General features: G+C 72.9%; 16 protein-coding genes, 1 pseudogene and 1 riboswitch. Of the genes and pseudogenes, 9 read left to right on the plus strand and 8 right to left on the minus strand.

The annotated features are described in order from the left end of the window. The first annotated feature begins 2 nt into the window (after window positions 1–2). The 4 genes from hpnH (at window position 3) to ACFQ79_RS22935 (ending at window position 3396) form a co-directional block, all read left to right on the plus strand. On the plus strand, window positions 3–1025 hold the full coding sequence (gene hpnH, locus ACFQ79_RS22920; RefSeq protein ID WP_383586334.1) for an adenosyl-hopene transferase HpnH: 1023 nt from the start codon (window positions 3–5) through the stop codon (window positions 1023–1025). Between the two features lie 62 nt (window positions 1026–1087). Further along, the gene (locus tag ACFQ79_RS22925) at window positions 1088–2473 is read left to right on the plus strand and encodes an aspartate aminotransferase family protein (protein WP_383586336.1); all 1386 of its coding nucleotides are present in this window, start codon (window positions 1088–1090) and stop codon (window positions 2471–2473) included. A gap of 73 nt (window positions 2474–2546) precedes the next feature. Beyond that, window positions 2547–3206: a helix-turn-helix domain-containing protein gene (locus ACFQ79_RS22930; RefSeq protein ID WP_383586338.1), complete on the plus strand. Its 660-nt coding sequence runs from the start codon at window positions 2547–2549 to the stop codon at window positions 3204–3206. Window positions 3207–3240: 34 nt separating this feature from the next. After that, on the plus strand, window positions 3241–3396 hold the full coding sequence (locus ACFQ79_RS22935; RefSeq protein WP_198955821.1) for a DUF6126 family protein: 156 nt from the start codon (window positions 3241–3243) through the stop codon (window positions 3394–3396). A 10-nt stretch (window positions 3397–3406) separates the two neighbouring features. Here ACFQ79_RS22935 and ACFQ79_RS22940 read toward each other — a convergent pair whose 3' ends face one another. Further along, window positions 3407–4228 carry a tyrosine-protein phosphatase gene (locus tag ACFQ79_RS22940; RefSeq protein ID WP_383586340.1) on the minus strand — a complete coding sequence of 274 codons (822 nt, stop codon included), beginning with the start codon at window positions 4226–4228 and terminating at the stop codon, window positions 3407–3409. Between the two features lie 360 nt (window positions 4229–4588). After that, window positions 4589–4776: riboswitch (cyclic di-AMP (ydaO/yuaA leader) on the plus strand. Window positions 4777–4780: 4 nt separating this feature from the next. On the opposite strand from ACFQ79_RS22940, the gene ACFQ79_RS22945 reads away from it, so the two are divergent. Both ACFQ79_RS22945 and ACFQ79_RS22950 read left to right on the plus strand, forming a co-directional pair. Further along, complete coding sequence (locus ACFQ79_RS22945; protein WP_383586342.1) at window positions 4781–5764, plus strand: peptidoglycan DD-metalloendopeptidase family protein; 984 nt, start codon at window positions 4781–4783, stop codon at window positions 5762–5764. Window positions 5765–5926: 162 nt separating this feature from the next. Then, window positions 5927–6721 (plus strand): SGNH/GDSL hydrolase family protein, encoded by a 795-nt coding sequence (locus ACFQ79_RS22950; RefSeq protein WP_383586343.1) that lies wholly within the window; start codon window positions 5927–5929, stop codon window positions 6719–6721. Here ACFQ79_RS22950 and ACFQ79_RS22955 read toward each other — a convergent pair. The 5 genes from ACFQ79_RS22955 to ACFQ79_RS22975 all read right to left on the minus strand — a co-directional run bounded on the left by ACFQ79_RS22955 (window position 6708) and on the right by ACFQ79_RS22975 (window position 12062). Next, the gene (locus ACFQ79_RS22955; protein ID WP_383586385.1) at window positions 6708–7586 is read right to left on the minus strand and encodes an STM4011 family radical SAM protein; all 879 of its coding nucleotides are present in this window, start codon (window positions 7584–7586) and stop codon (window positions 6708–6710) included. The genes ACFQ79_RS22950 and ACFQ79_RS22955 overlap by 14 nt on opposite strands. 135 nt (window positions 7587–7721) lie before the next feature. Next, window positions 7722–9077: an STM4012 family radical SAM protein gene (locus tag ACFQ79_RS22960; RefSeq protein WP_383586345.1), complete on the minus strand. Its 1356-nt coding sequence runs from the start codon at window positions 9075–9077 to the stop codon at window positions 7722–7724. Then, complete coding sequence (locus tag ACFQ79_RS22965; protein ID WP_383586387.1) at window positions 9074–9895, minus strand: STM4013/SEN3800 family hydrolase; 822 nt, start codon at window positions 9893–9895, stop codon at window positions 9074–9076. The genes ACFQ79_RS22960 and ACFQ79_RS22965 overlap by 4 nt, the downstream gene beginning before the upstream one ends. A gap of 11 nt (window positions 9896–9906) precedes the next feature. After that, complete coding sequence (locus ACFQ79_RS22970) at window positions 9907–11100, minus strand: STM4014 family protein (RefSeq protein WP_383586347.1); 1194 nt, start codon at window positions 11098–11100, stop codon at window positions 9907–9909. Further along, the gene (locus tag ACFQ79_RS22975) at window positions 11097–12062 is read right to left on the minus strand and encodes an STM4015 family protein (protein WP_383586349.1); all 966 of its coding nucleotides are present in this window, start codon (window positions 12060–12062) and stop codon (window positions 11097–11099) included. Before ACFQ79_RS22975 ends, ACFQ79_RS22970 begins: the two co-directional genes overlap by 4 nt. Before the next feature lie 179 nt (window positions 12063–12241). On the opposite strand from ACFQ79_RS22975, the gene ACFQ79_RS22980 reads away from it, so the two are divergent. The 3 genes from ACFQ79_RS22980 (at window position 12242) to ACFQ79_RS22990 (ending at window position 14674) form a co-directional block, all read left to right on the plus strand. Beyond that, window positions 12242–12568 (plus strand): hypothetical protein, encoded by a 327-nt coding sequence (locus tag ACFQ79_RS22980; RefSeq protein ID WP_355961428.1) that lies wholly within the window; start codon window positions 12242–12244, stop codon window positions 12566–12568. A 70-nt stretch (window positions 12569–12638) separates the two neighbouring features. Further along, on the plus strand, window positions 12639–13733 hold the full coding sequence (locus ACFQ79_RS22985) for a DUF6745 domain-containing protein (protein WP_383586389.1): 1095 nt from the start codon (window positions 12639–12641) through the stop codon (window positions 13731–13733). 173 nt (window positions 13734–13906) lie between these two features. After that, on the plus strand, window positions 13907–14674 hold the full coding sequence (locus tag ACFQ79_RS22990; RefSeq protein ID WP_383586351.1) for an SIMPL domain-containing protein: 768 nt from the start codon (window positions 13907–13909) through the stop codon (window positions 14672–14674). 284 nt (window positions 14675–14958) lie between these two features. Here the strand turns inward: ACFQ79_RS22990 and ACFQ79_RS22995 are convergent. Further along, a pseudogene (locus tag ACFQ79_RS22995) lies at window positions 14959–15546 on the minus strand (TetR/AcrR family transcriptional regulator); the annotation flags it as partial. Window positions 15547–15610: 64 nt separating this feature from the next. Then, window positions 15611–16789 carry a Glu/Leu/Phe/Val dehydrogenase dimerization domain-containing protein gene (locus ACFQ79_RS23000; protein ID WP_383586353.1) on the minus strand — a complete coding sequence of 393 codons (1179 nt, stop codon included), beginning with the start codon at window positions 16787–16789 and terminating at the stop codon, window positions 15611–15613. Window positions 16790–16957: the final 168 nt, after the last annotated feature.

Genomic DNA, 16957 nt, shown 5'->3' on the forward strand with positions numbered 1-16957 from the left:
TTATGGCCATGCCGCTCCGTCAGTCCATCCGGGTCGGGACCTATCTCTTCGAACAGAAGCTCCGCAAGCGTGAGAAGTTCCCGCTGATCGTCGAGCTGGAGCCGCTGTTCGCCTGCAACCTCAAGTGCGAGGGCTGCGGGAAGATCCAGCACCCGGCAGGTGTCCTCAAGCAGCGCATGCCGGTCGCCCAGGCGGTCGGCGCCGTCCTCGAGTCCGGCGCCCCCATGGTGTCCATCGCGGGCGGCGAGCCCCTGATGCACCCCCAGATCCACGAGATCGTGCGCCAGTTGGTGGCCAAGAGGAAGTACGTCTTCCTCTGCACCAACGCGATGCTGCTGCGCAAGAAGCTGGAGAACTTCACGCCCTCGCCGTACTTCGCCTTCGCCGTGCACATCGACGGCCTGCGCGAGCGGCACGACGAATCCGTCGCCAAGGAGGGCGTGTTCGACGAGGCGGTGGCCGCCATCAAGGAGGCCAAGCGGCGCGGTTTCCGCGTCACCACCAATTCGACCTTCTTCAACACCGACACCCCGCAGACCATCATCGAGGTGCTCAATTACCTCAACGACGACCTCCAGGTCGACGAGATGATGATCTCGCCCGCCTACGCGTACGAGAAGGCCCCCGACCAGGAGCACTTCCTCGGCGTCGAGCAGACCCGTGAGCTCTTCAAGAAGGCCTTCGCCGGAGGAAACCGGCGCCGCTGGCGGCTCAACCACTCGCCGCTCTTCCTGGACTTCCTGGAAGGAAAGGCGGACTTCCCCTGCACCGCCTGGGCCATTCCGAACTATTCGCTCTTCGGCTGGCAGCGACCCTGCTATCTCATGAGCGACGGATACGTCCCCACGTACCGCGAACTCATCGAGGAAACCGACTGGGACAAGTACGGCCGCGGCAAGGACCCGCGCTGCGCCAACTGCATGGCGCACTGCGGCTACGAGCCCACCGCCGTCCTCGCCACCATGGGTTCCCTCAAGGAATCCCTGCGCGCGATCAGGGAGACCGTCTCCGGGAACAACGGGTGAGCGACGGTGAAGGGGCGACCGCCCAGGAAGCCGGCGACCCCCCATGGAACGGGTGAGCGGCCGTGAAGGGTGAGTTCGACCTGCGGGCGCTGCTCGCCGAGCGCGGCGGCGAGCGGTACGAGCTGCACGCCCGCCACCTCAACCACCAGCTGCCGCGCATGCTCCACACCATCGGCTTCGACAAGGTGTACGAGCGGGCCGAGGGTGCCCACTTCTGGGACGCCGACGGGGTCGACCACCTCGACATGCTCGCCGGCTTCGGCGTGATGGGCCTCGGACGGCACCACCCCGTCGTCCGCAAGGCCCTCCACGACGTCCTGGACGCCCAGCTCGCCGACCTCACCCGCTTCGACTGCCAGCCGTTGCCGGGACTCCTCGCCGAGGCGCTGCTCGCCCACAGCCCGCACCTCGACCGGGTCTTCTTCGGCAACAGCGGCACGGAGGCCGTGGAGACCGCCCTCAAGTTCGCCCGGTACGCCACCGGGCGGCCGAGGGTCCTCTACTGCACCCACGCCTTCCACGGGCTCACCACCGGCTCTCTCTCCGTGAACGGCGAGAACGGCTTCCGGGACGGCTTCGCCCCGCTGCTGCCCGACACGGCGATCGGGCTCGGCGACCTCGACGCCCTGGAGCGGGAGCTGCGCAAGGGCGACGTGGCCGCCTTCGTCGTCGAACCGATCCAGGGCAAGGGCGTCCACGAGGCCCCGCCGGGCTTCCTGCGCGCCGCCCAGGAGCTGCTGCACCGGCACGGGGCGCTGCTCATCGCCGACGAGGTGCAGACCGGCCTCGGCAGGACCGGCGACTTCTACGCGTACCAGCACGAGGACGGCGTCGAACCCGACCTGGTCTGTGTCGCCAAGGCGCTCTCCGGGGGCTACGTGCCGGTCGGCGCCACCCTCGGCAAGGACTGGATCTTCAAGAAGGTCTACTCGTCGATGGACCGGGTCCTGGTCCACTCGGCGAGCTTCGGGTCGAACGCGCAGGCCATGGCGGCCGGGCTCGCCGTCCTCGCGGTCATGGAGGACGAGGGTACGGTCGCGCACGCCCGCCGGATCGGCGACCTGCTCTCCGGGCGGCTGAAGGAGCTCGTGCCCCGGTACGAGCTGCTCCACGAGATCCGCGGGCGCGGACTGATGATCGGGATCGAGTTCGGCCGGCCGTCCTCGCTCGGGCTGCGCGGGCGCTGGACCATGCTCCAGGCGGCCCGGAAGGGTCTCTTCGCCCAGATGGTCGTCGTCCCGCTGCTCCAGCGGCACCAGATCCTCACCCAGGTCTCAGGGGATCATCTGGAGGTGATCAAGCTGATCCCGCCGCTGGTCGTCGACGAGGCGGACGTGGACCGGTTCGTCACCGCCTTCACCGCGGTCATGGACGACGCCCACGGTGGCGGCGGGCTGATGTGGGACTTCGGGAAGACCCTGGTGAAACAGGCTGTCGCGCAGCGCTGACCGTACGACCCCGGGCTTTTGCCTCTGAGGCAATAAACTTGCCTCAGAGGCACGATCCTGGCGGAATGGACGCATGGACCACGTCCCCGGGGAGACCTCCCCGGAACCCGTCACCCCGGCCCCCGGCGCCCCTGGCGCCGCCGGCCCCGACGTCCTGCCCGACGTCGCCCCGCAGCTGCGGGCCCTGCGCCGCCGCCGGGGACTCACCCTGGAGGCCGCAGCGCAGCGGGCCGGCCTCTCGCCGGCCCACCTCTCGCGTCTGGAGACGGGGAACCGGCAGCCCTCGCTCCCGATGCTGCTGGCCCTCGCCCGTATCTACGGTACGACGGTCTCGGAGCTCCTCGGCGAGGCGCCCCCCGAGCGCGACCCCGTCGTCCGCGCCGGGCGCTCCGAACCGGTCGAGGCCGACGGCTGGATCTACCGCCAGGCGGGCGGCGCCGGGCGCGCCCTGCAGTGCCTGCGGGTCCACGTGCCGTACGCCACCCGGGCCGACATCGTGCGCGTCCACCCGGGCGAGGAGTGGATCCACGTCCTGGAGGGCCGGGTGCGGCTCGCGCTCGGCGAGGCCGTCCACGTCCTCGATCCCGGGGACAGCGCGCACTTCGACTCGCTGACCCCGCACCGGATCGGGGCGGCGACCCCCGGCGGGGCCGAGCTGCTCTTCGTCCACACCCTGATGCAGAGCCCCGTCGCCGAGCTGTGTCTCGGCGACGGCACTCCGCACCGACGCTGATCCCGCGTACTTCCTTCGAAAGAAAAGGACCGAGATGTCCGAGAAGTCACGAGCTGTCACCGGCGAAGAGCGAGGCGAGGGCAAGTTCCCCAAGGGTCTCGTCCTGCGCCTCTTCGCCTATCTGATCGCCGGGCACCTCTTCGCCGGCTTCCTCTACCTGCTCTTCATGCTCGGCGGGCAGAACCAGTAGCGGGTCCTGGTCACGCCTCCGTGAGCAGGCGCTCGCGCAGCCGCTCGCGGGTCTCCGGGGACAGCTTCAGGCCCTCCGAGAGGTAGGCGTCCACCGAGCCCCAGGTCGCCTCGATCGTCTCGAAGGCGCCCCGCAGATACTCCACCCGCGCGTCGAACAGCGGGCTCAGCAGCTCCATCACCTCGGGCGACATCGCGTCCGGGGCGGTGGAGCTGCGGCGCACCTTGTAGCGGCGGTGCGGGTCGTTCGACTTCACGTAGTCGGCCTCGATCGCCTCCCGCTCGACCCCGACGGCCAGCAGTGTGATCGCGATGGAGAGCCCGGCGCGGTCCTTGCCGGCCGCGCAGTGCATCAGGGCGGGGAGGCTGTCCTCGGCCAGCGCGTGCAGGATCCGGCTGTGCTCCGGGGTCCGCTCGACCACCATCTTCCGGTACGAGTCGGACATTCGGGTCGCGGCCTTGCCGTCGCCCAGGATGTCCCGCAGCTGCTCGATGTCGCCGTCGCGGACCAGCTTCCAGAACTCCTTTCCGTCGGCCGGGTCGTTGAGGGGTATGTTCACGTTCCGTACACCCGGCAGATCGACGTCCGGGCCCTCGACCTTCCGGTCGGCGAGGTTCCGGAAGTCGAAGACGGTGTGCAGGCCGAGCGAGTCGAGGAAGGCGACGTCCTCCTCGGTGGCGTGGGCGAGGTGGCCGCTGCGGTAGAGGCGGCCGGGGTGCACGGCGCGCCCGTCCGTCGTCGGCAGGCCGCCCACGTCCCGGAAGTTGCGGACCTCGGCCAGCTCGGGCTCGTTCGCTTCGATGGGCGGGACCTGCGGCAGCTGCTGCGTCACGGATGCTCCTGAGGGTCGACGTTCGGGTGCCCGACGCGAGATCGGTTCCAGGGGCAATCATCCAGGTGGGGCCGGGCCGGCGCACCCCCCTGGACGGGAATGGGTGATCTGTCCGAATTGGGGCCTTACGTATAACGCGCCCTGTTTGCAGGCGAGATGAGCCGCAGCGCGTGAGCAGGGTCATAGAAGTGACGGATCGTGGCCGACGGGCCGGAGCAATTGCCGTACGGAAAAAGGAAATCGAGGGTCCGTCATCCACGGAGGGTGACCGGAATTCCGGGCGGAAGGACGTACCCGGAAAGCCGGTGGAAATCACTGGCTTGTTCGCGTCGACCCCGCTCGTCTAGCGTCACCGTCAATCCGGTCGGACCGCCGAATCCTGCCACCGTCCGGAATTCCACTCATCCCATGCGTGGCAGGAGCGGGGGACCCAGGAAGTACGCCGGTCCCGCGACACAGGACGGCTCGGGGTGAAGCCGCGTGAGAGCGCGGCCGGACATCTCCAGTCCGAACCCGACAGCTCACCTCGTAGGCGCCGGAGAGGAATTCGCCATGCCCGCGAAGGGTAAGCACCGCCGCATCAAGTCCAACCGCCTCACCCGCGGAATCGCCGCCGCCGGTACGGGAGGTGCCGTCGTCGCCCTTCCGCTCCTCGGTGCCACCGGCGCCCACGCCGCCGAGCAGGCCGCCCCGGCCGCCGCTCCCGGCCAGGCCGTCACCGCCGCCGCCCAGGTGAAGGCCCCCGCCTCCGCCAAGGCCGCGCCCGCCGCCGCGAAGGCCGCGCCGAAGACGTACTCCGTCGTGCGGGGCGACTACCTGTCGAAGATCGCCGCCGAGCACCACCTCACCGGTGGCTGGCAGAAGCTGTACGCGGACAACCGTCAGGTCGTCGGCGAGAACCCCTCGCTCATCCTGCCCGGCATGAAGCTCACCCTCGGCGCCAAGAGCACCGCCAAGGCCGCCGCGCCGAAGAGCTCCGCGCCCAAGGCCGCCGCGCCGAAGAGCGCCGAGAAGAACGGCGACACCTCGCGCGCCTCCCGGAGCAGCGAGCGCTCCGCCGCCCCGGCCAAGAGCGCCCCGGCCGCGAAGGCGGCGCAGTCCTCGGAGTCCTCCGGCGCCGCGACCTCCGCCTCCGGCTGGTTCGCCCCGGTCAGCGGCGGCATGTCCACCCCGTACCGCGCCGCCGGCTCCATGTGGTCCTCCGGCTACCACACCGGTGTCGACTTCATGGCCTCCACCGGCACCACGATCGTCGCGGTCGGCCCCGGCACCGTCTACTCCGCCGGCGACGGCGGCGCGTACGGCAACCAGGTCGTCATCCAGCACGCCGACGGCACCTTCTCGCAGTACGCCCACCTCTCCTCGATCTCCGTCTCCGCCGGCCAGACCGTGAGCGGCGGAGAGCAGATCGGCCTCTCCGGCGCGACCGGCAACGTCACCGGCCCCCACCTGCACTTCGAGATCCGCACCGGGCCGGACTACGGCTCCGACATCGACCCGATCGCCGCGCTGCGCCAGCACGGCGTGAACATCTGACGCACCGTCGCCACCCGAGGCCCGGCACACACGTGCCGGGCCTCCGGCGTGTTCCCGCTCTATTCCGGCTTGGCAAATTCTTTATCGGTGGCATATGTCACCCGGCGTCAACCCCTCCTTACGGTCGCGTAGGTCACATCCGAAGGGGAAGGATGTGCTCCCGTGGCAGACGATTCGAGATCAAGAGACAAGCACGCATTCGGGTCGTACGCGGCGATCGGTGACAGCTTCACCGAGGGCGTCGGAGACCCCGGGCCCGACGGGACCTACGTCGGCTGGGCGGACCGCTTCGCGGTGCTGCTCGCCGACCAGCTGCCGGAGCACGACGCCTTCCGCTACGCCAACCTGGCCGTACGCGGGCGCCTCCTCGACCAGATCGTGGCGGAACAGGTCCCCCGGGCGAAGGAACTCGCCCCCGACCTGGTGACCTTCTGCGCCGGCGGAAACGACATCATCCGCCCCGGCACCGACCCCGACGAGGTCGCCGAACGCTTCGAGCGCGCCGTCGCCGAACTCACCTCCGCCGTCGGCACCGTCATGGTGACCACCGGCTTCGACACCCGCGGCGTCACGCTCCTCAAGCACCTGCGCGGCAAGATCGCCACGTACAACGGGCACGTCCGGGCCATCGCGGACCGCTACGGCTGCCCGGTCCTCGACCTCTGGTCCCTGAAGTCCGTCCAGGACCGGCGCGCCTGGGACGACGACCGCCTGCACCTCTCGTCCGACGGCCACACCCGGGTCGCCCTGCGCGCCGCCCAGGTCCTCGGCATGCCGGTGCCGGCCGACCCGGACCAGGCGTGGCCGCCGGTACCCCCGCGCGGCACGCTCGAGGTGCGCCGCGACGACATCCACTGGGCCAGGGAGTACCTCGTGCCCTGGATCGGCCGTCGGCTGCGCGGCGAGAGCTCCGGCGACCACGTCGAGGCGAAGCGCCCCGACCTCATGCCCCTGTAGTTCCGGGGACAGCCGGCGGGTGCACGCCGGCGGGGATCCGCTCCAGGACCCCGCCGGCGAACACGTCGTACAGGGGCAGCGTCTCCAGATGGACGTAGCCGATGTGGCAGTCGCAGACGGCGAGGGGACAGGCCCGGGGGCGGAGGGCGGCGCGGTACGAGCCGTCGTACAGGTTCCCCAGCTCGGCCTTGACGAAATGGCAGCGCCGTACCGTCCCCTCGCCGTCCACCGAGATCACCGACTCCCCGGTCCGGCACGGCAGCCCCGCCGAGCGGTGCGGATGACGGCTGTACGGGAAGAGCGGGTCGATCCGCGTCCACTCCGCGGCCTCCGCGTCGGTGTACGCGTGCCCCTCCGCGGCGTTCACCCAGAGGTAGACGTGCGCCGGCAGCGCGGCCCGCAGCCGCCGGGCGTGCTCCGCGTGCTCGGGAAGCCCGACGACGCCGACGCTGAAGCGGACGCCCCGCTCCGCCAGCTCCCCGCACTTGGCGAGGAAGCGCTCGTACGGCGTCTGCCCCGGGTGGTACGTGCACCAGAGCGCCACGCTCTCCGGGTCAGCCTCCGCCAGCCAGTCGGTCCGGCAGCTCAGATTCGTCTGGATCGCCACCCGCTCCACGTGGGGGAGCCGGGACAGCTCGACCAGCGCCCGCCGGTACCAGGAGCGGACCAGACCCTCGCCCCAGGGGGTGAAGAGGACGCGCAGCCGGTCCTCGGTCTGCCCGGCGGCCCACCCGGTGAACCGTTCGAGCGCGGCCCGGTCCGCGCGCAGCTGCTCCCGGCTGTCCCGGCGCTTGGCGAACGGGCAGTACGGACAGTCGAAGTCGCAGGAGGAGAGCGGCCCGCGGTAGAGCAAGGTCAGGTCCATGCCGGTGCCCGGGATCGGCGACGGTGTCAGGCCCGTGCCCATGCCCGTGCCCGTGCTCGTGACCGTGCCCGTGACCGTGCCCGGGATCGGGATCGGGATCGGGATCGGCGGAGGTGTCAGGTCCACGGTCGCCGCCTACTTCGGTTCGTACGCGGCCATCGCGGCCCGCACCGAGGGGGAGAAGAGCTCCGGGCCGAGGCCGTCCGAGTGGGCCAGGCCCTCCGCGGACAGCCGGAGCAGCCCGGCCGGAGCCGTCTCGTCCAGCCAGCCGAGGGCCTCGAAGCGGCCCAGCTCCGCCGGGAAGTCCGCGAACGGCGAGGCGCCGAAGCGCTCCTCGTACCCGGCGACCGGCATGCCCTCGGCCTGGAGCAGCGACTGCAGCAGATGGCGGCGCCTGGCCTCCCCGGCGTCGACCCAGCGGCCGACCTCGGCCCGCGAGAAGTCCGCGGTCTCCGTGTACGCGTCGATGATCGAACGGATCTCCCGCATGTCGACGGCGTAGTCGAAGGAGTAGTGGAGGGCCGAGGTGTACGAGCGGGCCCCGCAGCCCAGGCCGATCATGCCGTCGGTCTGACAGGCGTAGTCGTCGGGGCCCAGCGGGGCCGCGTCCGTGCGGCGGAACATCCGCATCGACACCTGCTCGTAGCCGTGCGCGAGGAGATGGTCCCGGCCGTGCCGGTAGAGGCGAAGCCGCTGCTCGTCCCACTCCCGGTCGGCGGTGGGGGAGATCCGGCCGAGCCCGGTGAGCGGCCGGACGTACAGCGGATAGAGGTACAGCTCCTCCGGGCGCCAGACGAGGGCGGCGTCGAGCGAGGACCGCCAGGACTCCTCCGTCTGGCCGTCGATGCCGTAGATCAGGTCGATGTTGAGCACGGGGACACCCGAGTCCCGGATCCGGCCCAGGGCCGATTCGACGTCGGCACGGCGCTGCGGCCGGACGGCCGCCCGCGCCTCGGCCTCCACGAAGCTCTGCACCCCGATGCTGAGCCGGGTCGCGCCCCGCTCGGCGAGCAGGGCGAGGCGGTCGGCGGTCGCCGTCGCGGGCGAGGTCTCCACGGACAGCGGCACCGCCCGCAGATCCACGCCCATCCGCTTCTCGGCGATGTCGCAGAGCCGCTCCAGCTCGGCGGCGGTGAGGAAGGTGGGCGTGCCGCCGCCGAACGCGGCCGTCGCGAACCGCACCGGGGCCGCGTCGCCGAGGGACTCGCGGACGGCCGTGGCCTGCCGGTCGAGGGCGTCGAGATAGCGGGTGGTCAGCTCGTCGGGGGCGCCGATCCGGGTGAAGAGATTGCAGAAGCCGCAGCGGACCTCGCAGAACGGTATGTGCGCGTAGAGGGAGAGCGCGTCCTTCGGCTCGTCCCGCCAGAGCGCGGCGAGCGAGGGCGCGGGGTCGGGGAGCGGCCGGTACGCCGTCTTGTGCGGGTAGGCGTAGACATAGCTCCGGTACGGCCGCGGGGCGGCAGTGTCGCCCAGGCCACGGACTTCGGTCATGCCACGACCTCCTGCTCCGGGCCGGTGAGCTCGAACTCGGCGTACGGGACCGTCCACACGACCTCGTGGCCGAGCCGGTGGCCGGTGTACCCGTCCTCGCCGTACGCGGTGCCGTGGTCGGAGCAGACGATCGCGAAGCACGGGCGGCGGCTGCTCATCGCGGCGAAGAGCCGTCCGATGTGCCGGTCGACGTACTCCAGGGCGGCGGCGTGGGTGGCCCGGGAGTCGCCGGCCTCGCGGGTGGCGCCCGGCAGATGGAACCAGTTGGGCTGGTGCAGCGCGGACACGTTGACGAAGAGGAACAGCCGCTGCTCCTGCGGGAGACCGGCGACCACCTCCTCGGCGCGGGTGACCTGCGACTCGAAGGAGGTGGGGGAGGCCACGCCGAACGACGGCTCCCAGTGGCTCTCCTCGAACAGGCCGGGGAGCACGGTGCCGAGCGGCGGCTGCCGGTTGAAGAAGCCGACCCCGCCGACGCAGACCGTCCGGTAGCCGGCGCCCGCGAGCGCGGACACGAAGTCCGGGGTGTCGTGGACGTAGGTGCCGTCGGCGGTCGTCTCGCTGCCGGCGAAGCGCGCCGCGAACAGCCGCGGGTGCGGGCCGGGGGAGGCCGGTGTCGGCAGGAATCCGGCGAAGATCGCCTGGTGGGAGGCGTAGGTGAAGCTGCCGGGCGCGTGTCGCCGCTCCCAGACGCCGCCGGGGAGATGACGGGCCAGGTGCGGGATGCGGCCCGCGGCCGCGAGCTCGGCCGCCACGTCGTACCGGAGCGTGTCGAGGGTGACCAGGAGCAGATCGTGGCTCCCGACGATCGTGTTCATGTCGGGCTGATTCACGCGGTGCTCGTTCCTGTGGTGCTGGTGCTGGTGCTGGTGCTGGTGCTGGTGGCGGTGCTGGTGGCGGTGGCGGTGCTGGTGAGTCGGCGGGTGCGGGGGAACTGGGCGGCGACCTGCGCCGCGTACGTGTCGAGGCCCTCGGCGCCGCTGCCGGGCAGCCCCGTGAGGCCCGGCAGCAGATCGCCGAAGGCGTTGACCTCGCCCACGGCGAAGCGGCGCCAGCCGGTCGAGGGCAGCAGGTCGACGCCCACGCAGCGGGTGCCGGGGAAGACCGCTGCGGCCCGCTCGCACACGTCGAGCGCGTCGGTCCACCGCGCGCCGGCCGCGGCGATCGCGGCGCGGGCGGCGAGCAGATCACCCCGGGTTCCGCCCAGGTGCAGATTGGTCATGGGGGAGCGGCTGGTGCGGAGCACGGCATGGGTGGCCCGCCCGTCGATCACCACCACCCGCAGGTCGGCCGCCCGGCCGCCCTGGGCGGCCTTGGGCAGCCACCGCTCGACGTGCAGGCCGTCGGGGGCGAGGGCGTCCACGATCGCGGCGACCTCCCGCTCGCTCGTATAGCGCCGTACCCGCAGGGAGTTGTGGAGACGCCCGTCCGGCCCGCGCTCCACCGACGTGGTGGCCTGGACCCGGCCCGCGCTGTTCGTCTCGATCGCGAGCACCCCCGAGGCGGAGGAGCCGTGCGCGAGCTTCACGAACATCCGGCGCAGTCCGGGCTCGGCGGCCAGGGCCCTGACATCGGCCCAGCCGCGTACGACGGGGGCGGACGGGCCGGATGTCGGCGACGCGGGCACGGGCACCCCGGCCGCGCGCAGCAGACCGTGGCTCAGCCGCTTGTCGAACAGGTCCGCCAGTTCCGCCGGGTCGTCGACGAGCACCGCCCCCGCGTCGGCGACGGACCGGGCGAGCTCCGCGACGGCGGCGACGAACCGCGCGTACCAGCGGCCGGTGCCCTCCACCCGCGCCGGATCGTCGACCTCCCGCAGGAGCAGGTCGGCCTCGGGGTCCTCGCCGGGCGAGTCCAGGCGTACGGTCTCGCCCGCCGCGAACCGGGCCCGGCCGCGCAGCACCTCGGGCCAGGACACCACCCGCGCCCCGGGCAGCCCGGCGGACCGCAGGGCGTCCTGGAAGAACGCGACGCGGCGGCCCGCCGGATCCCCGACGACCACGAGGCGCGGGCGGGCGGTCATTCGGCGACCGCGACGTACCGCCAGACGCGGCCGTCCCCCTCGTCGTCCGCCTCCTGCGCGTCGTCGAGGTCGACGGCCACGCCGTACGGGGCGAGCGCGGCGAGCACCCGCTCCCGCACGACCTCCGACAGGTAGTGGTGGGAGAGGTCGAGGTGGCTGAGGTGGGTCAGCGGCTGTCCGTCGAGCAGCGCCGCCGCGCCCTCGTCCGTGAGGACGCCCATCGAGAGGTCGAGCCGCTCGATCCGGGCGACGACGGGGGCGCCCGCCACGGCGGCGGCCACGGCGTCCTGGATCACGCTGTTGCGCAGGCCGAGCGAGCGAAGGGCGGGGAACCCCGCTCCGGAGAGCAGCGGCGCCAGGTCGTCGGCGGTGCTGTCGCCGCCGTACTCGTCGGTGCCGAGCCAGAGTTCCAGCTTCTCCAGGGCGGGCAGGTCACTGCCCACGATCCCGCGCACGACCTCGGCACCCAGACCGCCGGTCTCCACGACCAGGCGCTCCAGACCGGTGTGCCGGATCGAGGGGAAGGCGAGGTCCGAGCCGCCGCGCACCCCGAACTCCCGCAGGGCCGGGTAGGCGGCGAGCAGCGGGGTCACATCGGACTGGATGATCCACGAGATCTCGCAGTCCTCGCCCGTCATGTCGCCGAGGAAGACCGCCTCCAGGGAGGTCAGCCGGTTGTTGGCGGCGATGAGCGCCGTGACGATGTCCGCCGAGGAGTTCTCGTACGCCTCGTCCCAGCCGCCGACGACCAGGGCGCGCACCCGGCCGACGTCGACCGTCTTCAGGAAGCGCTCGAACTGCGCACCCCACTGCTCGTCGTCGTCCTCGCAGTAGGTCGGCGAGGAGAGCCGCCAGGCGACCGCCCCGGCGTCGGGAAGTTCGACCCGCGTGTCCGAGTCCGTGTCCTGGAAGTGGAACACGGGCAGCCCGTGGAATTCCTCGAGGTAGTGGCCAACGGTCATGACTGCGCTCCCGGACGACGGACGGCGTGGATCGGCTGATGGCAAGAGTTCTACCAAGCGGCACCGACAACACCCTCCGGCGGGTGGGCCTCCGAGGAGCCCGGGCCCGATTGTCAGACCCGGCCTCTAGCGTCGTTCTCGTGTTCGGCCGCACCGCGCCGAACGGGGAGGGGAGAGCCATGTACCGGCAGGGAGACGTGCTGATCGCGCCCGTCACGGAGACGGCCGTTCCGGAGCGGGTGAAGGCGGCGGCGGGGGAGCCAAGGGACGCCCGGGGCCGACTGGTCCTGGCCCTCGGCGAGGTCACCGGGCACGCCCACGCGGTTCCCGGGCCCGGCCGGCTCGTCCGGGAGCCGGGGCCCTTCGGGCCGCTGCTGCTCGAACTGCCCGAGGGCGGACGGGTGGTGCACGAGGAGCACGCCCCGATACCGCTGCCCAAGGGCTGGTACCGGGTGGTGCGCCAGCGGGAGTACGTGCCCGGGGCGTACCGGATCGTCGCGGACTGACCGAGAGAGACCTGGGGGCTTGCACATGAACCACGCCGACATGAACCACGCCGACATGAACCACGCCGACATGAACCACGCCGACATGAACCACACCACCGCGCAGGACAAGTGGCGGTCCGTCGCCGCGGCCACCGGTCCGGCCGACCGGGCCGCCGCGGAGGCGGGAGTCCGGCTCGCCTACCGCACGGCGGGCCTCGCCGAACCGGAGCGCGTGCTCTGGGCGGACTCGCCGCTCGCGGCCGTCGCCCTCGTGAAGGGGCTGGACGACCAGGGCCGTTCGGTACGCGACGAGGTGCGCACCCGGCCGTGGGCCGAGGAGCGGCGCCGGCTCCACGACGCCCTCGGCCCGGCCGGCTGGGCGGGCCACGGGCAGGCGACCGGGGCCCACCTCTGGGACCTCACCCGGAGCCTGGCCGACCGGATACGGGCCGGGGTGACGGAGGCCGCGACCGCCGCCGGGCAGCCCGCGCGGGCCGTCTCCAGCACCGTCGCGGACTCCGGCGGGGAGGCCCTTCCCGTGTCTTCCGCGCGGGAGGCGACCGCCGTGCGGCTCGTGCTGCTCGACGCGGTGCTCGGTCAGCACGACGCCGCCTGGCTGGCCGCCTTCGAGGGGCAGGGCGACCGCCTCGCCGGCCTGGCCGCCGTCGCCGAACACGCGGGCTGGTGGTGGCCGTACGAGAAGGTCGCCGTGGTCTGCGAGCGGCCCGTCGAGCTGCACCGGGACGAGGCCGGGCGGCTCGACCGGGGCGACGGACCCGCGCTGGCCTTCGCCGACGGCTTCGCCCTGTACGCCTGGCGGGGGATGACCGTGCCCGCCGACTTCCTCGCCGGACTCGCCGGTCTCACCCCGGAGCGGATACGGGAGGAGGAGAACGCCGAACTGCGGCGCGTGATGCTGGAGTACTACGGCTACGACCGCTATCTCGCCGCCTCGGGCGCGCGGCACGAGCACCGGGACGAGACCGGCGTCCTGTGGCGGATCGAGCTGGCCGACGACGAGGACGTGGTGATGGTGGAGGTGGTCAACTCCACGCCCGAGCCGGACGGCAGCCACCGTACGTACTGGCTCCGGGTCCCGCCCACGACCCGGACCGCGCGGGAGGGCGTCGCCTGGACCTTCGGGCTGCAGCCCGACGCGTACGAGCCGCTCGTCCAGACCTGAGCGCGCGGCCCGGGGCCTGCGACCCCGGAGGAGCCGTGCGGCCGTGCGGAGGCACGACTGGTACGGAGAGGTGAAGGGCGCCGGCGGTCGGGAGTGGCGCACGGGAGGCGGCGGTGGCGGGTGCTGGGATGTGGCCGCCGGAGCCCCGGCACCCAGTCTCGAAGGGACCGCCCGTGACGATCCGTCGGCCAAGCGCCGCCCGCACCGCCCGTCTGCTCGCCGCCACCGCCGTGCTCGGCGGGCTGCTCGTCGGCACCGCGGCGCCCGCGCTGGCCGCCGCACCCGGGCGGACTGCCCCGCGTGCCGTCCGGGCCGAGGCGCCCGCCACGGTCACCGTCACCGGCCACGGGACCGCGTCCGCGGCGCCCGACCTGGCGATCCTCTCCGTCGGGGTCGAGGCCACCCGTAAGACCGCGAAGGAGGCGATGGCCGCGCAGAACACCGCCGCCGAGGCCCTGCTCGCCGTGCTGGACAAGCAGGGGATCGCCGAGCGGGACATCCGTACCGACAGCCTCTCGCTGTCACCGGTCTACACGCAGAACGCCGCGGGGGAGAGCAAGGTGACCGGCTACCAGGCCGGGCAGTCCTTCTCGGTGAAGGTCCGGGAGATCGACAGGTCCGGTCAGGTCATCGGCGCCGTCAACGACGCCACCGGGGAATCCGGCCGGATCAACGGCGTGGTCTTCGACGTCGCCGACCCGTCGGCCCTGCGGGTGAAGGCACGCGAGGCCGCCTACCGGGACGCCTACGACAAGGCGGCGCAGCACGCCAGGCTCAGCGGCCACCAGCTCGGCCGGCTCGTCTCGCTCAGCGAGGGAGAGTCCGCGCGCCCCGGTCCCGGCGCCGCGCCCGGCGTCGCCCACGACGAGGCGAGCGTCCCGATGGCCCCCGGTGAGATCGAGGAGCAGGTCACCGTCTCGGCGGTCTTCGAGCTCGTGTGACCCGTCGAGGGGGCACGAGGGTCCGTCTACCGAGCCGGTGGCCGGATGCCGGAGGGCGTGTCGTCCCCGTCCGGGACCTGGCCGGTGTTCTCGCCGCTGTCAGCGCCGACGCCGGGGCCGACATCGGCGCCGACTCCGGAGCCCGCGCCGGAGCCGACCCCGGAGCCCGCGCCGACTCCGGAGCCCGCGCCGATGCCGACGCCCCGGCCCCGGCCCGTGCCCGTGTCGTCGCCGAGGCCTGTGTCCCCGTCCTCGCCTTCGCCCCCGTTGCCGTCCTCGCCCGGCAGGTTCAGCTCGCGGGCGAGGGCGGCGTCGGCCCAGCGCAGCATCGCGGTGCGGGAGAGGGAACCGGCGTAGGCCGTCGTCTGGACGGCGAGGCCGTCGAGGAAGGCGGTGAGCCGCCAGGCCGCGGCCGCCGGGTCCGGGCAGTGGAACTCCCCGGCCTCGGCCCCCTCCGCGATCACCCGGGTCAGCGCTGCCTTCCACTCCTGATCGAGGGAGGCGGCGACCCGGCGCAGCGCGGGGTCGCGCAGGGAGGCCGCCCAGCCCTCGATCCACAGCCGCCAGCCCTTGGCCTGCCCGGTCGGCGCGTACCAGCGCACGGCGGCCCGGAGGCGGCGTACGGCGCTGGAGCGGCGCCCGAGGAGCCGGCGCAGATGGGCCAGGTCGCCCTCGGCGGCGTGTGCGAAGGCCGCGGCGACCAGCTGTTCCTTGGAGGAGAAGTGGTAGAGCACCAGAGCGTTGCTCACCCCGAGCGCCGAGGCCACGTCGGCGATCCGGACGGCGGCGACCCCGCGCGCCTCGATCTGCTCGACGGCGGCCCGGAGCAGCTCCTCCCGCCGCTCGGCCACGCTCAACCGCACTCTCGCCACGTCACGCACCTTACACAGCACGTGACGCGGGCATGATCGTCAGCGGCTCCGGGCGGGCGGGGGTTCAGTACCAGCCGAAGCGTTCGGCGATCTGCGGCAGCCGCTCGTCCACCAGCGCGTGCGCCGCGGCGCGCGGACTCGTGCCGTCCGCCTCCGCCCGGTCGAGCATTCCGTCGACGAGCGTCCGCATGGCCCCGCGCACCCGGGCGAAGGCCTGGTCGGCGTCGGCCTCGATGTCGCCGAAGAGCGTCCACCACCACCAGGCGTTGGTGCAGGAGTTCACGACGACGTCGGGCAGCACCGTGACCCCCCTCGCGGCGAGGGCCTCCTCGGCCTCGGGCAGCACCGGCATGTTCGCCGCCTCGGCGATCCAGCGGGCCGTGATCCGTCCCTGGTTCCCGGCGTCGATCGCGTACGAGACGGCCGCCGGGACCAGGACCTCCGCCTCGGCCGCGAGCCAGGCGTCACCGGGCTCCTCCCGGTCGCCGGGCCGCAGCGCGGAGCGGTCGACCGCTCCGTGGGCGTCCCGGGCCGCGAGCAGCGCCTCGACGTCGAGGCCGTCGGGGTTCACGATCGTGCCCCGGACGTCGGCCACGGCCACCACCCGCAGCCCGGCACGGGCCAGGAACCGGGCGGTCGCCCCGCCCATCGTGCCGAGCCCCTGCACCGACACCCGGGTCCCCGTGTAGGCCCGGTCGGCCCGGTCGAGGGCGGTCAGGACCGACTCGGCGACCCCCAGACCGCCGACCAGCTCGTCGAGGCCGATGCCGTCGACCTCGATCGCGAAGGCGTCGGCGAGCCGCCGGCGGGCCGCCGCCTCGTCGTCCAGGAGCGGGTACACGGCCTGCACCGAGGAGACCAGGCCCGCCTCGGCGGCGGCGCGGTCCACCAGGTCCTGGGTGAGTCCCAGGTCCTCCCCGGTGGTCCAGAACCGCTCGACGTACGGCCGCATCGCCCGCAGATAGCGCACGAGGACGCCGTACGCCTCGGGGGAGCGGGGATCGCAGTCGATGCCGCCCTTGGCGCCGCCCAGCGGCACGTAGCGGGCCTCGGGGTCGTAGTGCAGGGCCTCCTTCATGGTCATCCCCCGGGCGAGCCCCGTGACCTCATCGACCGAGCAGCCCTCCCGCATCCGCAGGCCGCCGCTGGCCACCCCGCGCACCAGCCGGTCGATCACCAGATGGCCCCGGCGACCGGTCACGTGGTCGGTCCAGCCGACGGAAAGCAGGGGGGCGGAACTCATCGGACATCTCCTCGGGAGGGACGGGCGGGGCGGGGCAGGACGGGCGTGACACGGACGGGCGGGCCAGGTGCGGGCCGGCCGGGAGGCCCGTACCACCGGCCGGACATACTGAATGACGGTTCAGTATGGCTGACCGTACGGGCCGTTCGCGGCGCGGGCCGCCCATAA

Source organism: Streptomyces sp. NPDC056480 (assembly GCF_042795405.1).
In the GTDB taxonomy this organism is placed as follows: domain Bacteria; phylum Actinomycetota; class Actinomycetes; order Streptomycetales; family Streptomycetaceae; genus Streptomyces.

What these genes read in the sequence shown, in the direction of transcription:
- ACFQ79_RS22935 (WP_198955821.1), top strand. Translation starts at nt 3,241, where the DNA reads ATGTCCGAGAAGTCACGAGCTGTCACCGGCGAAGAGCGAGGCGAGGGC.
- ACFQ79_RS22960 (WP_383586345.1), bottom strand. Translation starts at nt 9,077, where the DNA reads ATGACCGAAGTCCGTGGCCTGGGCGACACTGCCGCCCCGCGGCCGTAC.
- hpnH (WP_383586334.1), top strand. Translation starts at nt 3, where the DNA reads ATGGCCATGCCGCTCCGTCAGTCCATCCGGGTCGGGACCTATCTCTTC.
- ACFQ79_RS22970 (WP_383586347.1), bottom strand. Translation starts at nt 11,100, where the DNA reads ATGACCGCCCGCCCGCGCCTCGTGGTCGTCGGGGATCCGGCGGGCCGC.
- ACFQ79_RS22965 (WP_383586387.1), bottom strand. Translation starts at nt 9,895, where the DNA reads ATGAACACGATCGTCGGGAGCCACGATCTGCTCCTGGTCACCCTCGAC.
- ACFQ79_RS22945 (WP_383586342.1), top strand. Translation starts at nt 4,781, where the DNA reads ATGCCCGCGAAGGGTAAGCACCGCCGCATCAAGTCCAACCGCCTCACC.
- ACFQ79_RS22930 (WP_383586338.1), top strand. Translation starts at nt 2,547, where the DNA reads ATGGACCACGTCCCCGGGGAGACCTCCCCGGAACCCGTCACCCCGGCC.
- ACFQ79_RS23000 (WP_383586353.1), bottom strand. Translation starts at nt 16,789, where the DNA reads ATGAGTTCCGCCCCCCTGCTTTCCGTCGGCTGGACCGACCACGTGACC.
- ACFQ79_RS22955 (WP_383586385.1), bottom strand. Translation starts at nt 7,586, where the DNA reads ATGGACCTGACCTTGCTCTACCGCGGGCCGCTCTCCTCCTGCGACTTC.
- ACFQ79_RS22975 (WP_383586349.1), bottom strand. Translation starts at nt 12,062, where the DNA reads ATGACCGTTGGCCACTACCTCGAGGAATTCCACGGGCTGCCCGTGTTC.
- ACFQ79_RS22985 (WP_383586389.1), top strand. Translation starts at nt 12,639, where the DNA reads ATGAACCACGCCGACATGAACCACACCACCGCGCAGGACAAGTGGCGG.
- ACFQ79_RS22980 (WP_355961428.1), top strand. Translation starts at nt 12,242, where the DNA reads ATGTACCGGCAGGGAGACGTGCTGATCGCGCCCGTCACGGAGACGGCC.